Origin of the sequence: Lawsonibacter hominis (assembly GCF_014287895.1) — a bacterium.
GTDB lineage: Bacteria > Bacillota > Clostridia > Oscillospirales > Oscillospiraceae > Lawsonibacter_A > Lawsonibacter_A hominis.
In genome coordinates, this window is record NZ_JACOPP010000020.1 from 34,673 (window position 1) to 58,697 (window position 24,025).

General features: G+C 64.0%; 19 protein-coding genes, 1 riboswitch and 1 other annotated feature. Of the genes, 16 read left to right on the forward strand and 3 right to left on the reverse strand.

The window, feature by feature from the left end; translation table 11 throughout:
- Window positions 1-7: 7 nt before the first annotated feature.
- A complete protein-coding gene (locus H8S57_RS12730) occupies window positions 8-1,075 on the reverse strand; it encodes an alanine racemase (RefSeq protein WP_186908405.1) in 1,068 nt (355 codons plus the stop codon).
- Between the two features lie 212 nt (window positions 1,076-1,287).
- On the opposite strand from H8S57_RS12730, the gene miaB reads away from it, so the two are divergent.
- The 10 genes from miaB (at window position 1,288) to ileS (ending at window position 15,750) form a co-directional block, all read left to right on the forward strand.
- Entirely contained in the window at window positions 1,288-2,697 is a 1,410-nt protein-coding gene (gene miaB, locus H8S57_RS12735) for a tRNA (N6-isopentenyl adenosine(37)-C2)-methylthiotransferase MiaB (protein WP_186908406.1), read from the forward strand.
- Window positions 2,698-2,855: 158 nt separating this feature from the next.
- Window positions 2,856-5,450, forward strand: a complete 2,595-nt coding sequence (gene mutS / locus H8S57_RS12740) for a DNA mismatch repair protein MutS (RefSeq protein WP_186908407.1) — start codon at window positions 2,856-2,858, stop codon at window positions 5,448-5,450.
- A gap of 36 nt (window positions 5,451-5,486) precedes the next feature.
- On the forward strand, window positions 5,487-6,185 hold the full coding sequence (locus tag H8S57_RS12745) for a CPBP family intramembrane glutamic endopeptidase (protein ID WP_186908408.1): 699 nt from the start codon (window positions 5,487-5,489) through the stop codon (window positions 6,183-6,185).
- Between the two features lie 132 nt (window positions 6,186-6,317).
- Window positions 6,318-8,255 carry a DNA mismatch repair endonuclease MutL gene (gene mutL, locus H8S57_RS12750; protein WP_186908409.1) on the forward strand — a complete coding sequence of 646 codons (1,938 nt, stop codon included), beginning with the start codon at window positions 6,318-6,320 and terminating at the stop codon, window positions 8,253-8,255.
- A gap of 302 nt (window positions 8,256-8,557) precedes the next feature.
- Window positions 8,558-8,842, forward strand: coding sequence for an RNA chaperone Hfq (gene hfq / locus H8S57_RS12755; RefSeq protein ID WP_186908410.1), 285 nt, complete (start codon window positions 8,558-8,560; stop codon window positions 8,840-8,842).
- Between the two features lie 108 nt (window positions 8,843-8,950).
- The gene (locus H8S57_RS12760) at window positions 8,951-10,231 is read left to right on the forward strand and encodes a biotin/lipoyl attachment domain-containing protein (RefSeq protein ID WP_186908411.1); all 1,281 of its coding nucleotides are present in this window, start codon (window positions 8,951-8,953) and stop codon (window positions 10,229-10,231) included.
- 45 nt (window positions 10,232-10,276) lie between these two features.
- Window positions 10,277-10,981 carry a YggS family pyridoxal phosphate-dependent enzyme gene (locus H8S57_RS12765; protein ID WP_186908412.1) on the forward strand — a complete coding sequence of 235 codons (705 nt, stop codon included), beginning with the start codon at window positions 10,277-10,279 and terminating at the stop codon, window positions 10,979-10,981.
- Window positions 10,982-11,005: 24 nt separating this feature from the next.
- On the forward strand, window positions 11,006-11,500 hold the full coding sequence (locus tag H8S57_RS12770; protein ID WP_186908413.1) for a cell division protein SepF: 495 nt from the start codon (window positions 11,006-11,008) through the stop codon (window positions 11,498-11,500).
- A gap of 217 nt (window positions 11,501-11,717) precedes the next feature.
- A complete protein-coding gene (locus tag H8S57_RS12775) occupies window positions 11,718-12,515 on the forward strand; it encodes a DivIVA domain-containing protein (protein ID WP_186908414.1) in 798 nt (265 codons plus the stop codon).
- Window positions 12,516-12,594: 79 nt separating this feature from the next.
- Window positions 12,595-12,830: a binding site (T-box leader), on the forward strand.
- A 118-nt stretch (window positions 12,831-12,948) separates the two neighbouring features.
- Complete coding sequence (ileS, locus tag H8S57_RS12780; protein ID WP_186908415.1) at window positions 12,949-15,750, forward strand: isoleucine--tRNA ligase; 2,802 nt, start codon at window positions 12,949-12,951, stop codon at window positions 15,748-15,750.
- A gap of 48 nt (window positions 15,751-15,798) precedes the next feature.
- On the opposite strand, the gene H8S57_RS12785 is transcribed toward ileS, so the two are convergent.
- On the reverse strand, window positions 15,799-16,782 hold the full coding sequence (locus H8S57_RS12785) for a LysR family transcriptional regulator (protein ID WP_186908416.1): 984 nt from the start codon (window positions 16,780-16,782) through the stop codon (window positions 15,799-15,801).
- A 216-nt stretch (window positions 16,783-16,998) separates the two neighbouring features.
- On the opposite strand from H8S57_RS12785, the gene H8S57_RS12790 reads away from it, so the two are divergent.
- Entirely contained in the window at window positions 16,999-18,132 is a 1,134-nt protein-coding gene (locus H8S57_RS12790) for a M24 family metallopeptidase (RefSeq protein ID WP_186908417.1), read from the forward strand.
- 32 nt (window positions 18,133-18,164) lie between these two features.
- On the forward strand, window positions 18,165-19,655 hold the full coding sequence (locus H8S57_RS12795; RefSeq protein WP_186908418.1) for a transporter permease: 1,491 nt from the start codon (window positions 18,165-18,167) through the stop codon (window positions 19,653-19,655).
- A gap of 69 nt (window positions 19,656-19,724) precedes the next feature.
- Here the strand turns inward: H8S57_RS12795 and H8S57_RS12800 are convergent, their stop codons facing one another.
- The gene (locus H8S57_RS12800) at window positions 19,725-20,606 is read right to left on the reverse strand and encodes a glycosyltransferase family 2 protein (protein WP_186908419.1); all 882 of its coding nucleotides are present in this window, start codon (window positions 20,604-20,606) and stop codon (window positions 19,725-19,727) included.
- A 177-nt stretch (window positions 20,607-20,783) separates the two neighbouring features.
- Here H8S57_RS12800 and lspA point away from each other — a divergent pair, with 177 nt between their 5' ends.
- The 4 genes from lspA to H8S57_RS12820 all read left to right on the forward strand — a co-directional run bounded on the left by lspA (window position 20,784) and on the right by H8S57_RS12820 (window position 23,770).
- Entirely contained in the window at window positions 20,784-21,272 is a 489-nt protein-coding gene (gene lspA, locus H8S57_RS12805; RefSeq protein ID WP_186908420.1) for a signal peptidase II, read from the forward strand.
- A complete protein-coding gene (locus H8S57_RS12810; RefSeq protein WP_186908421.1) occupies window positions 21,247-22,161 on the forward strand; it encodes an RluA family pseudouridine synthase in 915 nt (304 codons plus the stop codon). The genes lspA and H8S57_RS12810 overlap by 26 nt, the downstream gene beginning before the upstream one ends.
- A 23-nt stretch (window positions 22,162-22,184) precedes the next feature.
- Window positions 22,185-22,301: riboswitch (TPP riboswitch) on the forward strand.
- 74 nt (window positions 22,302-22,375) lie between these two features.
- Entirely contained in the window at window positions 22,376-22,951 is a 576-nt protein-coding gene (locus tag H8S57_RS12815; protein WP_243204820.1) for an energy-coupled thiamine transporter ThiT, read from the forward strand.
- Window positions 22,952-22,954: 3 nt separating this feature from the next.
- Window positions 22,955-23,770: an HAD-IIB family hydrolase gene (locus H8S57_RS12820; protein ID WP_186908422.1), complete on the forward strand. Its 816-nt coding sequence runs from the start codon at window positions 22,955-22,957 to the stop codon at window positions 23,768-23,770.
- Window positions 23,771-24,025: the final 255 nt, after the last annotated feature.

The window sequence follows — 24,025 nt, forward strand, 5'->3', positions numbered from 1 at the left end:
GTTCTCCTTATCGGTATTCTCGTGTAAAGCCGCGGGCGTAGAGCGGGTCGATGTCAAAGACGGCCGCGTCCCCGGCGGCGCATTTCAGCTCCGTCACGTCCACGATGGTCTCGATGGCGCCGATGCGCCCGATGATGCGGGCCTTTTGGCCGTTGATGCGCACGGTCTGCTTTTTGGCGCTGCGCCACCGCCGCAGGGTGGCCCAGAGTCCGGCGTCCCGCGCGCGGCCCACGCCGAAGCCGTTCTGGTAGCCCACCGGCAGCACCGCCACCCGGGTGGGGTGGCGCAGGGTCACCAGCTGCTCGTTGCCCACCGTGTGGCCGCGGGGAAGCCACCGGGTCTCCTCGATGCCCACCTCGCCGTAGCCCACCTTCAAAAGACCGTCGCCCCGGCTGCGGCGGCAGCGGCCCATCAGGGCGGAGCCCGCCCGCACCGCGTCCAGCCGGGCAAATTCATAGTGCATCAGGGCGTAGGAACCGGCGGCGTGGACGACCCCGGTCTCGAAGCCGGCGGCGCGGATGGCCTCCACCACCTGCTGGAATTCCTCCAGCTGGGGCGCGGCGTCCCGGCCGTCCCGTTTTGTGGCGTGGATCTGCGTATAGACACCCGAGATCGCCACGTTGGGCAGGTTGCGGTAGGCGGAGAGAATCTTGTCCGGCTCGGCGGCCAGAAAGCCCCCGAAGCCCATGCCCGTGTCGATCTGGATATGGGCCTCCGCCACGGTGGAGCGGGCCTCCGCCACGCCGTTGAGGGCCATGCCCGTATCGGCCGAGCCGATGGTGCACACCACGTTCAGGTCGATGAGCTGTTCCAGCTCCTCCCGGTCGGTGGTGGGGCGGAGCATCAGGAGCTCCTCTTCCACCAGCCCGGCCTTGCGCAGGGCGGCGGCCTCGGCGGGCTCGGACACGGCGAAGCGGCCCACGCCCTCCTCCCGCAGCAGCTGGGCCAGCTCCGTGATGCCAGCGCCGAAGCCGTCCCCGGTGAGCACGGCGTAGATACACGCCGATCCGGCCCGGTCCTTGACCACGGTGATGTTATTTTTGACCGCTTCCCGCTCGATGACCAGCTTTTTCATGGCATGGCCGCCTTTCCGTTCAGACTGCGCGCCGCCGCCGCGCCCCTGCCGCCGCGCGCGGCAGGGCAAATGCGGCAGGGGGTCCTTCGCGTGTTTGAAAGCATTATATCACTTCTGTAAATAGACCGTCAACGAAAAGGGGTTGCCGCTTGTGTTTTTCCGGGAAAGATGATACAATTTCAGAGATTGAATACCGTTTTGGAGGAACCGTTTTGAACCGAGAGACGACAAGAATCGCGCCGGAAGACATCGCCCGCCAGCGGGAGTTCTGCGCCCTGCTGCACGAGCGCAGCGCCGCCCGCCCCACGCCGCCCCTGGCCTTTGTGGACACCTACGGCTGTCAGCAGAACGAGGCCGACTCCGAGCGGCTGCGGGGCTACCTGTCCGAGATGGGGTATCAGTTCACCGATCAGGAGGCGCAGGCCGACCTGATCCTCATCAACACCTGCGCCATCCGGGAGCATGCGGAGATGCGGGCTCTGGGCAACGTGGGCGCGCTGGTGCACACCAAGCGGGCAAAGCCCGGCCAGCTGATCTGCGTGTGCGGCTGCATGGCCCAGGAGCCCCATGTGGCCCGGAAGATCAAAGCGTCCTACCGGCAGGTGGACCTGGTCTTCGGCCCCCATGCGCTCTGGCGCTTTCCGGAGCTGCTGTACCGCCTGGTCACCCGCCGGGGGCGCATCTTCGATATCGCGGACGAGCCCGGCTCCATTGCCGAGGGCATTCCCCTGGTGCGCCAGGACGGGGTAAAGGCCTGGGTGTCCATCATGTACGGATGCAACAACTTCTGCTCTTACTGCATCGTGCCCTACGTCCGGGGGCGGGAGCGCAGCCGGGAAGCGGGGGCCGTTCTGGACGAGATCCGGGCGCTGGCGGCGGAAGGCTATCGGGACATTACCCTGCTGGGCCAGAACGTGAATTCCTACGGGAAGGACCTGGAGGGGGGCATGGACTTTGCCGACCTGCTCGCCGCCGCCAACGATATCCCGGGGGACTTTTTGCTGCGCTTTATGACCAGCCACCCCAAGGACGCCTCCCAGAAGCTCTTTGAGACCATGGCCCGGTGCGAAAAGGTGGCCCCCCACTTCCACCTCCCCTTCCAGTCGGGCAGCACGCGGGTGCTGCAGGCCATGAACCGCCGCTATTCCAGGGAGGGGTATCTGGAGCAGGTCCACGCCCTGCGGGCCCTGATCCCCGATATCGTGCTCACCTCGGACGTGATCGTGGGCTTCCCCGGCGAGAGCCAGGAGGAATTTGAGCAGACGTTGAGCCTCATTCAGCAGGTGCGCTTCGACGCGCTGTTCACCTTCCTCTTCTCCCCCAGGGAGGGCACCCCCGCCGCCGCGCTGCCCGACCCCATGCCCAAGGAGCAGAAGGCCGCCAACTTCCAGCGCCTGGTGGAGGAGCAGGACAAGATCAGCGAGGAGCGCCACGCCGCCTACGTGGGCAAAACGGTGCGCTGTCTCGTGGACGGGGCGGACGAGAAGGGCCTTACCGCCCGCACCCCGGGCAACCGCCTGGTGCGCCTGAGCGGGGACAGAGCCCTGATCGGGCGCTTCGTCCAGGTGAAGGTCACCGGGGCCAACAAGTGGTCTCTGACCGGGGAAGCGCAGCCGGACTGAGCGCCTGCCCCCGCGGCGGCCGCCCGGGCGAGATCCCCTTGAACGACCAAACGGCCCCCTGCGGGAAAGCGCCCTGCCCGGCGAAACGACCGCTCCCCCATCCCAAGGTCCCCCGTCCACCAATCCAGGCGTTCAGAGAAAAAAGAAGGAGACACCCCATGGCCGAACTGACCCCCATGCGCAGGCAGTACAAAGAAATGAAGGAGCTCCACCCGGACTGCATCCTGTTTTTCCGTCTGGGGGACTTTTACGAGATGTTTGACGAGGACGCCCTGCTGGCGTCCAAGGAGCTGGAGCTGACCCTCACCACCCGGGACCGGGGCAAGCCGGAGGAGGAGCGCACCCCCATGTGCGGGGTGCCCTACCACTCCGCCGACGCCTATGTGGCCCGGCTCATCAGCAAGGGCTACAAAGTCGCCATCTGCGAACAGATGGAGGACCCGGCGCTGGCCAAGGGGCTGGTGGAGCGGGAGGTCGTCCGCATCGTCACCCCCGGCACGGTCATCGACTCCAACATGCTGGAGGAGGGGCGCAACAACTACATCTGTGCCATCTGCCGGGATGCGCAGGGCACGGGGGTGTGCTTCTGTGATATCTCCACCGGCGAGTGTACCGCCGCCTCTTTCGCCGGGGACGGAGGCGAGCACCTGTACAACGAGCTGGGCCGTTTCTCGCCCCGGGAGGCGGTGCTGTCCGATGAGGCGTGGTCCGACCCGGCGCTGCTGGCGTTTCTCCGGCAGCGCCTGGAGTGCCGCTGTGAAAACGGCGGCGGGGAGCGCTTCCGGCCGGAGCGCGCGCGCAAGCTGGTAAACGACCAGTTTCCGGAGGGCGCCCGCGCCCTGCCGGAGGGGGACGGCCACGCCCTGCAGGCGGCGGGCGGCCTGCTCTCCTATCTCTATGAGACCCAGAAGACCGACTTGTCCCACATCTCCGCGCTGGGCTACCAGACCACGGGGCAGTACATGGAGCTGGATCTGACCGCCCGGCGGACCCTGGAGCTGACCGCCACCATGCGCTCCGGCGAGAAGCGGGGCAGCCTTTTGTGGGTGCTGGACAAGACGAAAACGCCCATGGGGCACCGGCTCATCCGCGCCTGGATGGAGCGCCCCCTGCTCTCCCCCGCCGCCATCACCCGCCGCCTGTCCGCCGTGGAGGACCTGGCGGGGGACGCTGTGGGCCGGGAGGAGCTCGCCCTCTGCCTCAAGGAGGTGGGCGATCTGGAGCGGCTCATCGGCCGGATCGTATACGGCGCCGCCGGCTGCCGGGACCTGGTGGCCCTGGCCGCCGGCCTGGGGCGGCTGCCCCGGCTGCGGGAACTGCTCGCCCCCTATCCCTCCGCCCTGCTGGCTTCCCTGCGGGAGGAGCTGGACGACCTGGAGCCGCTGCGCGCGCTCATCGGCGCCGCCGTGGTGGACGAGCCCCCCTTCTCCGTGCGGGAGGGCGGCTTTATCCGCGCCGGATACAACGCCGATGTGGACCGGCTCCGGGACGTCATGGTCAACGGCAAGGGCATGGTGGCCGCCATTGAGACGCGGGAGAAGGAGCGCACCGGCATCAAGAGCCTGAAGGTGGGGTACAATAAGGTCTTCGGGTACTATATCGAGGTCTCCAAATCCTATTACGATCAGGTGCCGGAGGACTACATCCGCAAGCAGACCCTGTCGGGCTGCGAGCGCTACATCACCCAGGAACTCAAGGACATGGAGCATACCATCCTCTCCGCTCAGGACAAGATCACCGCCCTGGAGTATGAGCTGTTCTGCGCGGTGCGGGAGCAGACCGCCGCCCAGGTGGGGCGCATCCAGCGCTCCGCCGCCGCCGTGGGGCAGGTGGATGTGCTGGCTTCCTTCGCCGCCGTGGCCGACGAGCAGAACTACTGCAAGCCGGAGGTGGATCTGTCCGATACCGTCGAGATCACGGAAGGACGCCACCCAGTGGTGGAGCGGATGCTCAAGACCAGCCTGTTCGTACCCAACGACACCCGCATGGACAGCCGGGAGAACCTGGTGGCCATCCTCACCGGCCCCAACATGGCGGGCAAGTCCACCTATATGCGCCAGGTGGCCCTCATCGTGCTCATGGCCCAGATGGGCTGCTTTGTACCGGCCCGACGGGCCCGCATCGGGGTGGTGGACCGGGTGTTCACCCGCATCGGGGCCAGCGACGACCTCTCCGCCGGGCAGTCCACCTTTATGGTGGAGATGACCGAGGTGGCCGAGCTTTTAAAAAACGCCACCAGCAAGAGCCTGCTGATCCTGGATGAGATCGGACGGGGCACCAGCACCTACGACGGCATGTCCATCGCCCGGGCGGTGCTGGAACACTGCGCCGACCGGCGGCGCCTGGGGGCCAAGACCCTGTTTGCCACCCACTATCACGAGCTCACCTGTCTGGAAGGGCAGATCCCCGGCGTGAAAAATTACAACATCGCCGCCAAGAAAAAGAAGGACGACATCCTCTTCCTGCGCAAGATCGTCCGGGGCGGGGCCGACCAGAGCTACGGGATCGAAGTGGCCAAGCTGGCCGGAGTGCCCGACCGGGTCATCCAGCGGGCCAGGGAGATCCTCTCCGAGCTGGAGCGCGACGGCTGCGTCCGTGGCGCCGCCGAAGCCGCCGCGGACGGGGACGGGCAGGTCTCCCTGCTGGATCTGGGGGCCAGCCAGGCGGCGGAGCGCCTGCGCAGGGTGGAGGTCGATACCATGACGCCCATCGAAGCGATGAATCTTCTGTTCGAGCTGAAACAGCTGCTGTAACGGGGCGAGAGCCGTGAAAAGAAGGAGATGACCGACATGCCGAAACACCGCCGCCAGTGGCGCAGCCAGCTTACCCGCGCGGAGGAGGGGCGGGGGTGGGTGTTTTTCGCGCTGTACGTGCTGGCCTTCCCTTTCCTGATGGGCTTGGTCCAACGCTCGTTCGGGGGCGAGCTGCCCGTGGCCGAGGCCAGCGTGATCTATTACCTGCTCTCGGTGACCCTGGTCTTTCTGGTGTTCTGGAGCTTTTTGAAAAACGGCTTCTACCTGCTTCTGGACTGGCTGCCCGAGAACCTGTTTGCCTTTGGCACCGGCCTTGTGGGGGCGGGGGCGCTCCATTTCCTGGTGATGCGCCTGCCCTATCCGGTGGAAAATCCGAACGCCTACAACTACCTGGAGCAGTACGCCATGTCCCCCGCGGCCACGGTGGTCATCGTGGTGGTGCTGATGCCCATCGTGGAGGAGGCCCTGTTCCGGGGGTTGCTGTTCGGCGCGGTGCGGCGGTACAGCCGGGCGCTGGCCTATGGGCTCTCCACCCTGCTCTTCGCGGTGTACTGCGTATGGCAGTTCGTGTTTACCTACAACGGGATGGACCTGCGCTACCTGCTGCTGTTTGCGCAGTACGTGCCCATGTCCCTGGCCCTGTGCTGGAGCTATGACAACGGCGGCTCCGTCTGGACCCCCGTGGCCCTGCACATGGTCCTCAACGCCGCCGCCCTGTTTCACGCGATCCGTTGATCCCGCCGGGGCCCTTTAGCGGCTGCGCAGACCGTCCGGAGGGACGCCGGCCGGAGTCCCGTCTTCCCTGCGGGGAAAACGCCCGTACTCCGGGGCACCGGTGTACGGGCAGCCCCATGGAAGGAGAATGAGATGCCTCACATCCAGCAATTAGAGCCCCACGTGGCCGACCTGATCGCCGCCGGCGAAGTGGTGGAGCGGCCCGCGTCGGTGGTCAAGGAACTCATGGAAAACGCCATCGACGCCGCCGCCGCCACGGTGACGGTGGAGGTCCAGCACGGCGGCATGACCCTGATCCGGGTCACCGACGACGGCTGCGGCATCGCCGCCGGGGAGGCGGAGACCGCCTTCCTGCGCCATGCCACCAGCAAGATCCGAAGCGAATACGACCTGGAGGCCATCGGCACCCTGGGCTTCCGGGGGGAGGCGCTGGCGGCCATCTCCGCCGTCTCCCGGGTGGAACTGCTCACCCGCGCTCAGGGGGCGCAGCTGGGGATCGCCCTCTCCCTGGAGGGGGGCGCGGTGGTCGCCCGGGACGAGGCGGGGTGCCCGCAGGGTACCACGATGGTGGTGCGGGACCTGTTCTACAATACCCCGGCCCGCCTGAAATTCATGAAGAAGGACGCCGCCGAAGGGGCGGCCTGCTTTGCCATGGTGCAGCGGGTGGCCCTGTCCCATCCGGAGGTGAGCGTCAAATTCCTCCGGGACGGGAAGCAGGAGCTGCGCACCCCCGGCGACGGGAAGCTCCAGTCCGCCCTCTACGCCGTGCTGGGCCGGGATCTGGCCCTGGGCTTCGTGCCGGTCGGCGGCTCCGGCGAGGAGATGACGGTCGCCGGCTTTACCTCCCTGCCCACCTGCTGCCGGGGGACCCGGGGCTATCAGCACTTTTTTGTGAACGGCCGGTATGTGAAAAGCCGCACCATGACCGCCGCGGTGGAGGAGGCCTATGCCAACCAGAAGATGGTGGGCAAGTTCCCCGGCTGCGTGCTGCATCTGAACACCCGCCTCAACGCCGTGGACGTGAACGTCCACCCGACCAAGCAGGAGGTCAAATTCGGCTCGGAAAAGCGGGTGTTCGACGCGGTGTATTACGCCGTCAAGTCTGCGCTGGAGGCCGACCGTACCCGTCCGCAGCTGGAGGGGGGCGCGCGGGAGCGCCCCCTCCGCGCCGCCGTGCGGGATACCGCCGCCCCCAGCCAGACGGCCTTCCGGAATCAGACGGCGCAGGCCTTCCGCCAGGAACACGGCTCCCCCGCCCTGCCCCTGCGCGACGTGACCGCGCCGAAGCAGCCGCCCCGTCCGGACGCTCGGGACGGGACCGCCTCCGCGCGGCCGGCCCCGCAAGCGCCCGCGGCTGCGGTGGGCGCTGCCGGCGCCGGAGCGCCGGGCTGCGCGGCCGTCCCGGCGCCGCCCCGCCCGCTCCGCGCCCCCGCTGCGCCGGGGGAAGACCGCGCGGCGGCCCCGGCCCCCGGCCCGGCCCCCGCGCCGGAAGAGGTCCCCGCGCCGGAGCCGTGGCGTATGGCGGGCGAGGTGCTCCATACTTACATCATCGTGGAACAGGGCGACAAGATCCTCCTGATCGATAAACACGCCGCCCATGAGCGGCTCAATTTCGACCGGCTCAAGGCCGAGGGGTACCAGCCCATGGTGCAGGCCCTGCTGACGCCGGTGGTCTTCACGCCTCCCGCCGAGGAGGGGGCGGCCCTGCTGGCCCAGCTTCCCCTGCTGCGCCGCTTCGGGTTCGAGGCGGAGGAGTTTGGCGGCGGAGCGCTCATTGTCCGGGCGGCCCCCGGCGATGTGGCCGCCGGGGAGATCGAGGGCGTACTCACGGAGCTGGCGGGCCGGCTGCTCATCACCGGCCGGGCCGATCCGGAGGCGGCCCGGGACGCCTTGCTGCACACCATGGCCTGCAAGGCCGCCGTCAAGGGCGGCCAGAGGAACGGGCCACAGGAGCTGCAGCGCCTGGCCGAAGCCGTCATGGACGGCACGGTCAAATACTGCCCCCACGGGCGTCCGGTGGCGATTGAACTGACGCGGCAGCAGCTGGAGAAGCGGTTCGGGCGGGCGTGATTTGACCGTGCCCGCGCCTGCGGCGCGTCCAAGCGTTTTGCGCAGCAAAACCTTGCCGCAGCGTGAATTCAGTTCACGCGAGGAGGCAAGATCGCCCGGGGCCCCCGCCGGGCCCGGCCCGGCGGGGTACAAATACTGCCCCCACGGGCGTCCGGTGGCGATTGAACTGACGCGGCAGCAGCTGGAGAAGCGGTTCGGGCGGGCGTGACCGATATTTCGGCCCTTCGACAAAATGCGAGTTGATCCATTGGATAAAATGGTATATATTGGATGCACCCAACAGAAAGAAGGAGTGCATCCAAATGCAAAAGACAAACAACCTGCAGGACCGGTTCCTGCTCCGCGCCCGTAAGACCCGGGCCCACGTCACCGTGTTCCTCATCAACGGCTACCAGCTCCGGGGCGTCATTGCAGGCTATGACGCCTTTGTGGTGGTCCTTATGAGCGAGGGCAAGCAGCAAGTCATCTACAAGCACGCGATCTCCACCATCACGCCGGAGCGGGCCGTGGATTTGAGCGAGGACGAGGCGTCGCCCGCGCCGCAGGCGGGGCGGAGCCCGGCGGAAGGCGCGCCGGACGGACGGTAGGGCGAAGGCAGAAGGCCCCTGCGGGGCGGCCTCCGTCTGCCGGAGCAGGCCGCCGTACGGGCCGGGGCCCCGGCGCGAAACATCGCTACATAAACAAGGGACAAGCCTATGAAACAAGGAAACGCCATCAACCGAATCATCATGCTGGTGCTGCTGGGGGCCGTGGTGCTCTACCTGGCGGTGTCGGCCTGGAACAGCCTGACCGACCCCTTTTCCACGGTGGTCTCCTATGCCTACACGGTAGACGACGCAGTGGAGTGCACCGGCTTTGTGGTGCGGGAGGAGACGGTGCTCGCCGGGACCGGCGGCATCGTGGACCTCCTGCCGGAGGAGGGGGAAAAGGTCGCCAGGGGCGAGACGGTGGCCCTGGTCTATCAGAGCGAGGCGGGCCTGGACCGCAAGCAGCAGATCCAGGCCCTGACGCTGGAGCGGGAACAGCTCCAGTACGTCCTGGCCCAATCCGCCGCCGGGGGGGATACCGCCCAGCTCAGCCAGCAGGTCATCGGCGCCATCGTGGCGCTGCGCTCCTCGGTGGCAGCCGGGGACCTGACGGGGCTGGAGGAGGAGACCATGTCCCTCAAATCGCTGGTGTACAAGCGGGAATACACCTATGGCGAGGGGGACGGTGGGGCCGGTCTGGAGGACGCCATCCTTGCCGTGGACGCGCAGATCCAGGCCCTGAGCAATCAGGCCGCCCTGGATACCGCCCGGGTGAGCGCCGCGCAGGCGGGCGTGTTTTCCGGCCAGGTGGATGGATATGAGGGGCTGCTTACCCCTGAGATGCTGTCCTCCCTGACCCCGGCCGACCTGACCAGCCTGGCCAATCAGAGGCCCCAGGCCGATGGCAATGCCATCGGGAAGCTGGTGACCAGCGCCCGGTGGTATTTCGTCTGTCCGCTGTCCGAGCGCGACGCCGAGCGCCTGAATGAGGGCGGTACCATCGCCGTGCGCTTTTCCCGGGACTGGTCGGGCCAGGTGGAGATGGATGTGGAGCGCATCGGAGCGGCGGAGAACGGCCGCTGCGTGGCGGTGCTTTCCACGGACCGCTACCTGTCGGACACCACCCTGCTGCGCCGCCAGACGGTGGAGCTGATCTTTGAGACCCGGACCGGGATCCGGGTACCCAAGGCGGCCCTCCGGGTGGAGGAGCGGACCGTCACCGACGAGGACACCGGGGAGAAGCGGCAGGTCCAGATCAACGGCGTATACGCCCTGGTGGGAGCGCAGGCGGAGTTCAAGCCTGTGACGGTGCTGGCCCAGCAGGACGACTTCTGCCTGGTGCAGGCAGCTTCTGCGGGCAGCGCCGCCGAAGCGAAAAAGGCCCTGCGGGCGGGGGATGAGATCATTGTGGCCGCCGAGGATCTGTTTGATGGAAAAGTCGTGCGGTAGGGCCGCATGTTTTGACGCCGAAGACGTTTCAGGAGGTGCGTTTTGATGTCCCTTGCGGAACAGATTGCGCGGGTAAAGGAAAAAATCGCCGCCGCCGCCCGGGAGGCGGGACGGGAGCCGGAGGCGGTCACCCTGGTGGCCGCCACGAAGGTGCAGACCTCGGATACCATCCGGCAGGCCATTGCCGCCGGGATCACGGCGTGCGGGGAGAACCGGGTGCAGGAGATGACCGCCCATCTGGAGGAGAACGCCTACGCGGGGGCCCGCCTGCATTTCATCGGCCACCTGCAGACCAATAAGGTCCGGCAGGTGGTGGGGCGGGTGGATCTGCTGGAGTCGGTGGATTCCGCCCGACTGCTTCAGGCCGTGGAGGCGCAGGCCGCCAGGCTGGACCTGGTACAGGACATCCTGCTGGAGGTCAATGTGGGCGGGGAGGCGAGCAAAAGCGGCGTGTCTCCCGACGAAGTGCCCGGCCTGGCACGGCAGGCCATGGCGCTGCCCCATGTGCGCCTGCGGGGGCTGATGGCCATCCCGCCTGTGGCAGGCAGCGGCGGAAATCGCCCTTTTTTTGCAAAAATGTATCAGCTTTATGTTGACATAAGAACTGAAATGGACGATAATGGGACTGTTATTAACTGCCTTTCCATGGGCATGAGCGGCGATTATGAGGACGCCGTGCGGGAAGGGGCCACTCTGGTGCGGGTGGGCACCGCCCTGTTTGGGCCGCGTCCGCCGCTGCATACACGGTGAATGAAATTCGGGAGGTTGACCGAAATGGGATTTATTGATGAGCTCAAGCGCTTGGCGCGCCCCTACGAGGACGAAGAGGACGAGGAGGAGTTCGAGGACTTCGAGCCCGTCTCCCGCAGTGAGCGGATGGACCGTACCGACCGGATGGAGCGCAAGAGCGCCAAGCAGGACACCGGCGCCCTGTTCCCCAGCGAAAGCACGCCCGAGCGGCGCAGCAACAAGGTGGTGAACATCCACACCACCACCCAGCTTCAGGTGGTGCTCGTCAAGCCCGAGCGGTTTGAGAACGCCTCCGAGATCGCAGACCACCTGCGGGAAAAGCGCACCGTGGTGCTCAATCTGGAGTCCACCAATAAGGACATCGCCCGCCGCCTGCTGGACTTCCTTTCCGGCGTGGCCTATGCCAACGAGGGCAAGATTAAAAAGGTGGCCATCTCCACCTACATCATCACGCCCTACAACGTGGATATTTTAGGCGATCTGATCGACGAGCTGGAGAATAACGGACTGTATTTCTGACGCAGGAGGAAGGAAGCGGCGTCCGCGTTGTCCCGCCGGGAGTCCGGCGTCCCAAGCGTTTTGGCGCAGCCAAAACCTTGCTGCCGGGCGGATCCGCTTCATCCGCGCAGGCCAAAGGGGGCCCCGCACGATGCGAAGCATCGGGCGGGGCGGAACAACGGGCCGTATTCTTGACCAAGCGTTCCATTCATTTTGTACATAAAGCGGGGGAAAAACGATGCTGACACCGCAGGAAGTTTCCGAGCACGCCTTTGCCAAAGCGTCTTTCGGGGGCTACAACATGGCCATGGTGGATGAATTTCTGGACGTATTGACGGCGGATTACACCACCCTTTACAAGGAAAACGCCACCCTCAAGGCCAAAATGAAGGTCCTGGTGGACAAGCTGGAGGAGTACCGCTCCACCGAAGAGGCCATGCGCAAGGCGCTGCTGACCGCCCAGCGCATCGCCGACGACATGGTGGCCGAGGCGGAGAGCAAAAAGGCCGAGCTTCTGCGGGACGCGGAGACCTCCGCCAAGACGCGCATGGGAGAGCTGCGGCAGGAGATCGCCAATGAGGAGGCGCGCCTTGCCGCCGCCCGCGGCTCCACCGCCGCCTATGTGGCCAAGCTTCAGGGGCTCTATCAGCACGAGATGGACTATCTCAACGGCCTGTCTTCCCTTGTGGCTCCCGCCCCCAAGGGCCCCGACCCCGTGGCCGCCGCCGCCCAGGACATCGAGGCCAGTGTGGAGAAGCTGGTGGCTCCGGAAGGCCCCCAGGCTCCGGAGGACGCGGAGGACACCCTGGACCTGAGCGGCGGAACGGCCCGTGTGGAAGTGCCCGTGCAGGAAAAGGACGGCGGGCTGTACGCCGAGCTGCTGGAGCTCAACCTGAACCCGGCCGAGGGCGAGCGCGCCAAGCGCCCGGTGCGCACCCCCCTGGAGGAGGCCGACGTGCCGGAGGAACCCGCCGAGCCCACCCGCCGCATCGACTTCGACCATCTTCAGTTTGGCCGGGACTACGAAATCAAATAACCCACTTGACAGAAGCCCTGCAAACATGTAAGATACTCCAGGACGCAGAACAAAGCGTCCTGGAGTATCTTTTATTCCGAAAAACGCTGAGAAGAGGACGAGTACCGTCCCCCGCTCCTGTGCAGAGAGCCGCCGTTTGGGTGCAAGGCGGACGGGAGGGGCCGGGAAGATCACCTTGGAGCGCCCCGCTGAACAGGGAAACGGGTTTCCCTCTGTAAGCGGGGACGGCTGGCCCCGTTACCGGCCTTCGAGGGGCTGCGGCGCGTCCGCGGCAAGAAGAGTGGTACCGCAGAGGTTTGCGCCTTTGTCTCTTACAGAGACAGAGGCGCGTTTTTTGTCCCTCACCCGCCCTCGCGCGCCGGAAGCAGGCCGTGAGGACGGCCTTTCCGCCAATGGATCGAAAACAAAATTCAGCATAAAGGAGAACCCACCTATGGACTACAACCAGACCGTCCACCTGCCTCAGACCGATTTCCCCATGCGGGCGGGGCTGCCCCGCCGGGAGCCGGAGATGCTCCAGGCCATGTACGACCACGACCTGTACCACAAGCTGATGAAAAAGAACGAGGGCAAGCCCCTGTTCGTTCTCCATGACGGCCCTCCCTACGCCAACGGCAACATCCACATCGGCACTGCCCTGAACAAGATCCTGAAGGACATCATCGTCAAGCACCGGAACATGACGGGCTGGTGCGCCCCCTATGTGCCCGGCTGGGATACCCACGGCCTGCCCATCGAGAGCGCCATTCTGAAGAACAAGAAGATCAAGCGGGACGAGCTGACCACCGCCCAGTTCCGGGAAAAGTGCAAGGAGTATGCCCTGGACTTTGTGGACAAGCAGCGGGAGCAGTTCAAGCGCCTGGGGGTGCTGGGCGAGTGGGACGATCCTTACCTGACCCTCAAGCCCGCCTTTGAGGCAAAGCAGGTGGAGATTTTCGGCAAGATGGCGGAAAAGGGCTTTATCTTCAAGGGCATGAAGCCGGTGTACTGGTGCCCCAATGACCAGACCGCCCTGGCCGAGGCGGAGATCGAGTATGCCGACGATCCCTGCACCACCCTGTTCGTCAAGTTCCCCGTCCGTGACGACAAGGGCAGGCTGGCGCAGTACGCCGACCTGAGCAGGACCTATTTCGTCATCTGGACCACCACGCCCTGGACCATCCCGGGCAACATGGCCATCTGCGTCAACGCGGACTTCGACTATGTGCTGCTCCAGGCCCCCAACGGGGAGGTGTATATCCTGGCCAGGGACCTGGCGGAGCGCGTATGCAAGGCCGCGGGCATCGACTATGCCGCCTGCAGGGTGCTGGCCACCCTCAAGGGCAGCGCGTTCGAGCTGATGACCGCCAAGCATCCCCTCTTTGACCGGGAGAGCGTGCTGCTGTGCGGCGAACATGTGACCCTGGACGCCGGCACCGGCTGCGTCCACACCGCCCCCGGCTTCGGCGCCGACGACTTCAACATCTGCCGCGCTTACGACAAGGCGGGCAAGACCAACATCGGCGTGCCCGTGCCGGTGAACGCCAGGGGCGTCATGACCGACGAGCGTTACAACGGCCAGTTCTATGCCAAGGGCAACGACCTGGTGGTGGAGGACCTGGAGGCCGAGGGCTTCCTGCTGGCCAAGGAGAACATCACCCACTCCTATCCGCACTGCTGGCGCTGCAAGCATCCCATTATTTACCGGGCTACGGAGCAGTGGTTCTGCTCCGTAGACGCCATCAAGGACGCGGCGGTGAAGGCCTGCGACGGCATCCAGTGGAAGCCCGACTGGGGCAAGGACCGCATGACGGGCATGATCACCGAGCGCAACGACTGGTGCATCAGCCGCCAGCGGGTGTGGGGCGTACCCATCCCCATCTTCTACTGCGCCAAGTGCGGCAAGGACATCGTCACGCCGGAGACCATCCGGCGCGTCTCCGACCTGTTCCGGGCGCACGGCTCCAACATCTGGTTTGACAAGACTGCCGACGAGCTGGTCCCCGAGGGCCTTGTCTGCCCGGAGTGCGGGCACGCCCACTTCACCAAGGAGTCGGACATCATGGACGTGTGGTTCGACTCCGGCTCCACCCACGCCGCCGTTTTGGATGAGCGCCCCTACCTCCACTTCCCCGCCGACGTGTACCTGGAGGGCGGCGACCAGTACCGCGGCTGGTTCCAGTCTTCCATGCTCACCTCCATCGCCGCCAAGGGCGTGGCGCCCTACAAGCAGATCATCACCCACGGCTGGACCGTGGACGGCGAGGGCAAGGCCATGCACAAGTCCCTGGGCAACGCCGTGGGGCCGGAGGAGGTCATCAAGGACTACGGCGCGGACATGCTGCGCCTGTGGGTGGCCAGCGCCGACTATACCCAGGATATGCGTATTTCCGGCGACATCATGAAGCAGCTCTCCCAGGCGTACCTCAAGATCCGCAACACCGCCCGGTACATGCTGGGCAACCTGTGCGACTTTGACCCCGACGCCGATTTGGTGGCGGCCGAACACCTGATGGGACTGGACCGCTACGCCCTGCACCTCTTTAACCAGCTGGTGAAGACCGTCCGCGCCGCCTATGACCGCTATGAATTCCACGCCGTGTACCGCGCCGTGTACAACTTCTGCGTGGTGGACCTGTCCAACTTCTATCTGGATATCATCAAGGACCGGCTCTACTGCGGGGATGAGGCGGCCCGCCGCTCCGCCCAGACCGCCCTGTACGTCATCCTGGACGGCATGACCCGGCTCATCGCCCCCATTCTGGCCTTCACCTCGGACGAGATCTGGCATGCCATGCGCCACGGCAGCGACGCGGACGCCGAGAGCGTGCTCTTCAATGACATGCCCGGCGACAACGCCGCCTTCGCCCTCGCCGGGGCCGATCAGGAGCGGTGGGAAAAGCTGGTCTCCCTGCGGGACGCGGTCAACAAGGCCCTGGAGAACGCCCGCACCGCCGGGGTGTTCAAGAAGGCGCAGGATACCGAAGTGACCCTCTCCGTGTCGGAGCAGGACGCGGCCTTCCTGGCGGGGGAGGACCTTGCCACCCTGTGCATCGTGTCCAGCGTCATCGTGACGACCGGCAGCCTGGAGGGCGAGCGGGCCGACGAGTGCCGCATCCCCTGCACCATCGCCGTCCGGCTTTCCGACGCGCCCAAGTGTCCCCGCTGCTGGAACCACAACGAGCACGTGGGCGGGGATCCCGAGCACCCCGACCTCTGTCCCCGCTGCGCCGGCGTGGTCCGGGGACAGGGCTGATGCGGCCGGGGACGGCCTGTCCCGAGAAAAATGCAAGAGCAGAGGCTTTTATGCCTCTGCTCTTGCATTTTCACCGAAACAGGCTGGAAAGGAAGCGGCATCCAGGGGCGGGAAAGCGCAGGCCCCGGCTGAACGTGCGGCAAAATACTCCTTGAGCAGGGCGGCATAGGCCAACAGGACCGGACTCGCCGAATGAGAGCGCCAAATGGCGGAAAAGGTGCAGGTCTCCGGATATCCGGTCAGGCGAATGGACTGAAACAAGGCCGGAACCGTTGGATGGCAGCATTCCGGCAAGAGCATAACGGCCTGATTTGTGGCCACGAGCATCTGCTGCGTGTCGAAATTTGGCACAACAAAGGCGGGGGAAAGCGCATGGTGATTGAGCATCTGCTCGGTTACCGTAAGATTATAGGTCTGAAAACCGATGCTCTCTTCCCCCTGAACGGCAAACTTTTCATTGCGGATATCGGCAATATCCACGGCGTCAAATTGTGCCAGAGGGTGATCGCGGGAGACAAACAGCCGCCACCCGCAGGTGAGCAAGGGCTCGATCACAGCGTCGGAGATGGTATTGTCGCTGAAATCATAGGGCATTGCGATCGCCATAGCCAGCTTGCCGACCGTATATTTATGAAATAATTCGGTTGGAGTGCCCGGGCGGATCGTGATCTGCATGCTGGGATATGCCTGGAGCAGACGCTGGATCACGCAGTAGGTGTGGGTGGTATCCAGGCCCGGCCAGATTCCCAGGGAAATATATCCGGAAAGGTTATGCGCAATGCACCGGGCACGGGAAAGCGAACGGGAATAGAGAGCAAGCAGACGCAGGCTGCTCTCGTAAAATGACTTTCCGGAGTCGGTCACGGTAAATCCGCGTTTGCTGCGCACGAACAGCGGAAAGCCGAGTTCCGCTTCCATCGAGGCGATTTGCTGGCTGATAGCCGCCTGAGTAATATAGTTTTCCTGGGCGGCCTTTGTAAAACTGTTATACTTGACGATATCCACAAAACATTTGATTTTCTCCAGATTCATACAGCAATCACCTTATTTCTGCAGAGAATGGATTTTGCCGGCGCTGGGTCCAGTATAACACAAAAGAAGGCGGACTTCATGGGGAATGTACAAATGGCACAATAGATTTTTCTTATCGGTGTGATCGCATATTCTAATTTGACGAATCCACCGTCCGCAATTATGCTGAATCCAGAGAGAAGCGCTTCTCAAAACGATAATTGGAGGCAAGCGGCTATGGATGAGCGCAGAAAAGAACGGGACCGGAGATTGGAGCTGTTCAACCAGCTTATGGAACAGGCGGGGTTGGACGCGTTGATTTTTACCTCCACCGCCCAGCAGACCTGCCAGATGGCGGTGAAATACGCGACCAATTATACGCTGAACACACGCCGGGATTTTGCATATATGGCCAGGGGCGGCATGCTGAACCTGCTGGTCCCGACCGTGGGGCAGCAGTTCCATGCCCGGACGTTGAGCTGGCTTCCCGAAGAGAACATCCGATGCGGCGATATGCTCCAGGAGGTGCTGGCTTTTATCCGATCCCTGCCGCAGGAGCACCCCAGGATCGGACTTTATGAGCCAAAGGAACTTCCCATTTGCATCTACCGCGAACTGACGGACACAAATGCGGAATTTGTGGATATTACAGCCCGGCTGACGGAGCTGCGGGCCCCCAAGTCTGAATATGAGCTGGAGCTGATCCGCGCCGCCTCACAGATCGCGGTGGGTTCCTTCGAATGGGTGCTCAAGCACATCCGCCCCGGGGTCACGGAACAGGAGATCGTGGGGGGCGCGGAGGGCTTTTTGCGGGCCCGCGGCGCGGAGGACAGTCTGGTGCTCATCCGCGCGGAAAAACCCCACACGTTTATCACGCGCGCCCAGAACAAGCCGATCCGGCCCAATGAGGTGTTCGTTTACTCCTGTGAGATGGCGGGGCCGGGCGGCTACTGGACGCAGATGGTGCGCCCGATCTTTCTGGAGCGGGGCTGTGCGCCGGAGGCGTATGAAGTGCTCCAGGTGATCCGGGAGGCGCTGGCAGCCGGCGAGGCGGCGGCGCGGCCCGGAAACCGGATCTGCGACGTGGACGAGGCCATTGCGCAGGTTGTGAAAAAGCGCGGCTGTCACGCGGGCGTATGGTCCGGTCACGGCATGGGCGCGGATTTGGGGGACGGCATCGATATCGGCGCGCCCAATAAAATGGAGCTCAAGCCCAATATGATCCTGACGCTGCATCCCAGCGTGGTGGGGCGATCGGACGGACTGCTGTACGGCAATACTTACGCGGTCACGGAAACGGGGGTGCAGAACCTTACGGATGCCTATACGGGCAGCAGCTATCTGGAGGACCTGCTGGAAGAGATGGGATAAGGGTGAGAATAAAGATAAGAGGAGGGAGTCGTATGCCGGATACAGGCATCAAAAAGCAAACCTATACCGCTTATATCGTTAAGCTGCTGGTCGGGCTGTTTTTCATTTTTGTTTTTGGGCGGGTCTGCCCGCCGTGGGGCGGGATCACGCAGACCGGCATTCAGGCGATCGGCATTTTCTTCGGATTGATTTTCCTGCTCTCCAATTCGGAGTTTGGGCTGATTTTGCCGTCGCTGCTGGGCTTTCTGGCGGTCCTGCTCACAGATGCGTATACCCCCAGTTCCCTAATGGCGGCCACCTTCGGGAACTCCACCGTGGTTCAGATCATTTTTGCCTACGTACTCTGTCAGACCATTATTTCCACCGGAGCGGGTGAGTTTATCTCCAAATGGCTGCTCACGCGGAAGGTGCTTCGGGGAAAGCCCTACCTGTTCTGCTTTGTCTTTTTCTTTGCGGCCTGGGTCATGGGCGCGTTTGCCAAAATTGGCGGCATCGTATTCGTGCTTGCATTGCTGGATTCGCTCATTGACAACCTGGGGTACGAGAAAGAGGGAAGCTTTAACCGCTGGATGTCTCTGGGGTCCTTTGTTTCCGCCTGCATAGGGATGGCGCTGATCCCCTTCCAGGGCCTGCCGCTGGTCATTTTCGGGGCGATACTGAGCGCTATGGCGCAAAGCGGCATTGTGCTGAACTATGCGGTGTATATGCTCTCCATCATCGTCTTTTCCATGGCGTTTATCGTCCTGTTCGCCCTGACGATGAAGGCCTGCCGTGTAGACGCAGACAAACTGCGCGCCTTCGATGTGAGCCGTATCAGCGGCGAGCAGGGCGGCAAACTGCGTATGACCCGCAAGCAGGTCCTGGCCTGCCTGATTTTCCTGTTTGCGATCGCCTACTCGGTGGTCATGGCCTTTCTCCCTGCAGACAGCCCCCTGGGGCAGGCGCTTTCCACCTTTGACCAGTGTACCTGGTTCATCTTGGCGCTGGTAATTTTCTTCCTTCTGCGGGAGGACGGCAAACCGCTGCTGAACGAAGAGCAGACCTTCCGCAGCAGCATTTCCTGGGGCATCGTTCTGGCCGTGTGCATTTTCAACGTGATCGGCGGCATGCTGGCCAACCCGGAACTGGGCGTACGGGGCTGGCTCAACGCGTTGATGGAGCCCATTTTCACCGGACTGCCCTTCCCTGTGTTCATGCTGCTGATCTGTTTTGTCTCTACGATCTGCACCAATGTATTTGCCAATGCGGCGGTGGGATTGATCGTAGGGACGCTGACTATGCCCTTTGCCATTACGTATGGCGATACCATCGGGATCAATGTAACGGTGTACGGCGCGGCGGTGACCATGTCCGCCATGTTCTCCTTTATGACCATGGCGTCGGCAGGGTATGTCCCCCTGTTTCTGACAAGGCCCTGCATTCAAAAAAATCAAAAATTCCTCTGGGGGGTCGGAGGAGGAACCTGCTTGGGGGGCATCCTGCTGATGACGGTTCTATTCACTGCCCTGGCCTATCTCCTATAAGCGACCAGACGGGAGCGCCCGTCCGCCTGCAGGGCGGAACGGGCGCTCCCGTCTCGTCGCGGGGCGTTATCAAGGCCTTTGCACGGCGGCGCGCCTGCGCCGCCCCTTCCGCGCCGGGAGGCGGGGCAGCTCCGGAAGGGCAAGACTGCCGCCGTCGGTGGCGGCGGAGATCAGATAGCGGTAGACCCGGCCCTTTTGCCGCTCGTACAGGTCCAGGGTCTGATAGAGGTCCTTGTAATAGGAAAAGGTCTTCTGCTTCATCTCCAGAGTGCGGCGCAGGGTGGGCTGGGTCATGACCAGACTGTCCTCCCGTTTGATATAACAGCACACCGGCTCCGGGACGGCGGCCACCAGACGGACATATTTGATGTACTCCAGATTGAACAGAAAATCCTCGCACCAGCTCAGCTCCTCCGGGCAGCGCAGCTGGTGGGCCTCCACAATGCTGCGGCGGTAGAGCTTGTTCCAAAGCACCCCGTAGTAGAAGTTGGCGGGGGCCTTGACCATCTCCTCTGCAAACTCTGTCCGCGTGAGCACCCGGCGGCCCCGGATATGCCCCTGCAGCGCCTGGCGCTGACCGGATACCCGGTAAAAACGGGCGATCACCAGGTCGGTGCCGGTGCTCAGAGCGGCGTGGACCAGGACCTCAGTGGCGTTGGACAGGAGCCGGTCGTCCCCGTCCACAAACTGGAGGTACTGCCCCGTAGCCGCCGCCAGTCCCGCGTTGCGGGCGGCGGAGACCCCTGCGTTTTGCTGATGGATGACCCGAAAGCGCGCGTCCCGCTCCGCCGCCGCGCGGCACAGGGAGAGGCTTTCGTCCGTGCTGCCGTCGTCCACCAGTATGACCTCGATCTCCCGCCAGGTCTGGACGCGGATGCTCTCCAGACAGGCGGGAAGATACGCCGCCACGTTGTATACCGGCACGATGATGCTGACCTTTGCGCGTTCCAAAACGACACTCCTTTTTGTAATGTGCTCAAATCCCATTATAATGCGCCCGCCGCCGGGCCGCAAGAGCGGATCGCACGAAGGCGCGCCGGAACAGGGGCGGGGCATTGCAATGTTTTGGCGCCTGTGGTACACTATCCGGGAACCAAACGCCCGATGGGCGTGCAAAGGAGAGCGCTTATGCTGTATTTGATCCTTGCGGCCCTTCTGGTCGCCCTCGACCAGGCGGTGAAATTTTTGGTACGCGCCCACATTCCGCTGGGGGGCTCCCTTCCCGTTCTGCCCGGTGTGCTGGACCTGACCTATGTGCAGAACACCGGGGCGGCCTTTTCCCTATTTACCGGGCATACCTGGCTTCTGACCATCATCTCCCTGGCGGTCTCCGTGGCGCTGGCGGCGGCGCTGGTAAAGGGCGTGCTGCGGCATCCCTTTGCCCGCTGCGCCCTGGCGGTGGTGCTGGCCGGTGCGGTGGGCAACCTGATCGACCGGGCCTTCCTGCGCTTCGTGACCGATATGTTCCGCACGCTGTTCCTGGATTTCCCCGTCTTCAATGTGGCGGATATCTGTGTGGTGCTGGGGGGCATCGCCCTGTGCGTGTACGTGATCTTTTTCTACGATAAGTACGAGAAACGGGAGAAGCAGGATGACGCCGCTCCATCTGACGGCTGACCGGGCCGGGGAGCGGGTGGACCAGTTCCTCGCCCGCACCCTGCCGGAGCTGACCCGCTCCGCCGCCCAGCGGCTGCTGGAGGAGGGCGCGGTCACCCGCGGCGGCGGGCGGGTAAAGAAGAATGACAAGACCGCCCCCGGCGACGTGTTTACCGTCGTCCTGCCCGACCCTGCCCCGATTGACGTGCTCCCCCAAAAGATCCCGCTGGATGTGATCTACGAGGACGGCGACGTGATCGTGGTCAACAAGCCCGTGGGGCTGGTGGTCCACCCTGCGCCGGGCCATCCGGACGGGACCCTGGTCAACGCGCTGCTGTATCACTGCGGAGCGTCCCTCTCGGGCATCAACGGGGCGCTGCGCCCCGGGATCGTGCACCGGATCGACCGGGACACTTCCGGTCTGATCATCGCGGCCAAAAACGATTTTGCCCACCTGGCGCTGGCCGAACAGCTGCAGGATCACTCCCTTTACCGGGAATACGAGGCCGTGTGTGTGGGCAATCTGAAGCAGGATGCCGGTACGGTCCGCGCACCCATCGCCCGGCACCCCACCGACCGGAAACGGATGGCGGTGGATGTGCTCCACGGCCGGGAGGCGGTGACCCACTGGACGGTGTTGGAGCGGTTGGGGGGCTATACCCATATCCAGTGCCGACTGGAGACCGGCCGCACCCATCAGATCCGGGTCCACATGGCGAAGCTGGGGCATCCCCTGCTGGGGGACACGGTATACGGGGCCAAAAAGCCCTACCCCGGCCTGGCGGGCCAGTGCCTGCACGCCCGCAGGCTCTCCTTCACCCACCCACGGACGGGACGGCGCATGACCCTGGAGTGCCCGCTCCCCCCTTATTTTGCGCAGGTATTGACAAAACTGCGGCAGTTGGTATAGAATTTGCAGTAACCGCAGGACAAATCGAATAGCAGGGGCGCTGGACGCATGTCCGGCTGAGATGGACGCCTATCGCGGCGCACGGTCCCTTGAACCTGATCCGGGTAATGCCGGCGTAGGAAGAGTATTCGGCACACATTGTCGTTTCTCCCGTACCGCATTGCGCTACACCCGGTTTGCGCTGCGGTACATCTTTTTGGGAGGAATCTGTTCTATGACAACCACAAGCAATCAGAAATCGCACCTGGGCGTGCGGATGCTCTGCGAAGGGGCGATCATGATCGCCCTGTCCCTCGTGCTGGGGCTGCTGAAGGTGTTCGAGCTGCCTCAGGGCGGCTCCGTCTCGCTGGAGATGCTGCCCCTGCTGCTGTTCTGCGTACGCTGGGGCATGGGCGGCGGCTTGATCGCCTGCTTTGCCTTTGGGATTCTCCAGGTGTTTATCCAGGGCGCGGTGAGCTGGGGCTGGCAGTCCATCCTGCTGGACTATGTGCTGGCCTTCGGCGTCATCGGCGTGGCCGGCCTGGGCAAGGGCAAGCCGGGCGGCATTTTCTGGGGCAGCATCCTGGGCGGCGCGGCCCGGTTCATCATCCACTACATCAGCGGTATTACCATTTATAAGATTGTGGCCCCGACGGAGATCTTCGGCACGGTGTTTGATAACCCCTCCCTCTACTCGCTGGTCTACAACGGCAGCTATGTGGGCATTGACATCGTTTTGTGCCTGGTGATTTTCGGTATCCTCTATGCACCGCTGAAAAAGTACTTTACGGGGGCCGATCTGAAGAAATAAGGTGTGACGCATTTGGGCAAGTTCAACGGTGTGCTTCTGGTCAGCGATTTTGACGACACGCTGTACGGCTCCGACCTGCGGGTGTCCGAGGAGAACCGGCGCGCGCTCGACTATTTTACCGGCGCGGGCGGGATCTTTACCGTAGCCACCGGGCGGGCCCACCCCACCTTTGCGCCCCACGCCGCCAGCGTACCCATCAACGCGCCGGTCGTCCTCTCCAACGGCGCCTGCCTGTACGACTTCCAAGACGACCGGGTGGTCCGTGAGACCTTCCTGCCCCGGCGGGCGGCCCGGGACCTGCAGGAGGTGGCCCGCCGCTTCCCGGAGATCGGCTTTGAGGCCTATCACCAGGACGAGATCTATGCCTATCAGCCCAACGAGGTCACCTTTCATCATCTGCGCCGGGCCCAGGCCGCCTATACCGAACGGCCCATCCTGGAGATGCCCCTGCCCTGGACCAAGGCCATCCTCCAGCAGCGCAATCCCCTGCTGCGGTCCGTTCAGCGCTACATCCTGGAACGTTGGGCAGAGCACTATGAGGCCATCTTCTCCAACGCCGTGCTGCTGGAGCTGACCGCCAAGGGCAGTACCAAGGGCGGCATGGTGCGCTGCCTGGCCCGGCTGCTGGGCATTGAGGAGCGGAACATTTACTGCGTGGGGGACAATCAGAACGACATCCCCATGCTGGCCGTCTCGGCCATTCCCTTCGCCCCGTCCAACTGCGCGCAGGAGGTGCGGGACTGGGGCGCGCGCATCCTGGGCTCCTGTGACGAAAGCTGCGTGGCCCAGATCGTCGCGATTCTGGATAAGCGATATTAAAACAGGGACAAGGACCGGGCCCGGCATTTGCCGGGCCCGGTCCTTGTCCCTGTCGAAAAAGGCCTGGCCTTTTCCGGCAGGGGGGCTACAGGACGGCCAGGACTCGATTCCTGCGGAAAAGTCGCCCTGTCCGTCCTGAACCGCCCCCGATTGTGCGGACAGCACAAAAACGCCCCTAATATAGGACTATGAGATTTTCAAGCAGCAAACTGGCGGCGCAATTCCAGAGGCGTCAGTTTTGTTTTTGATTGAATG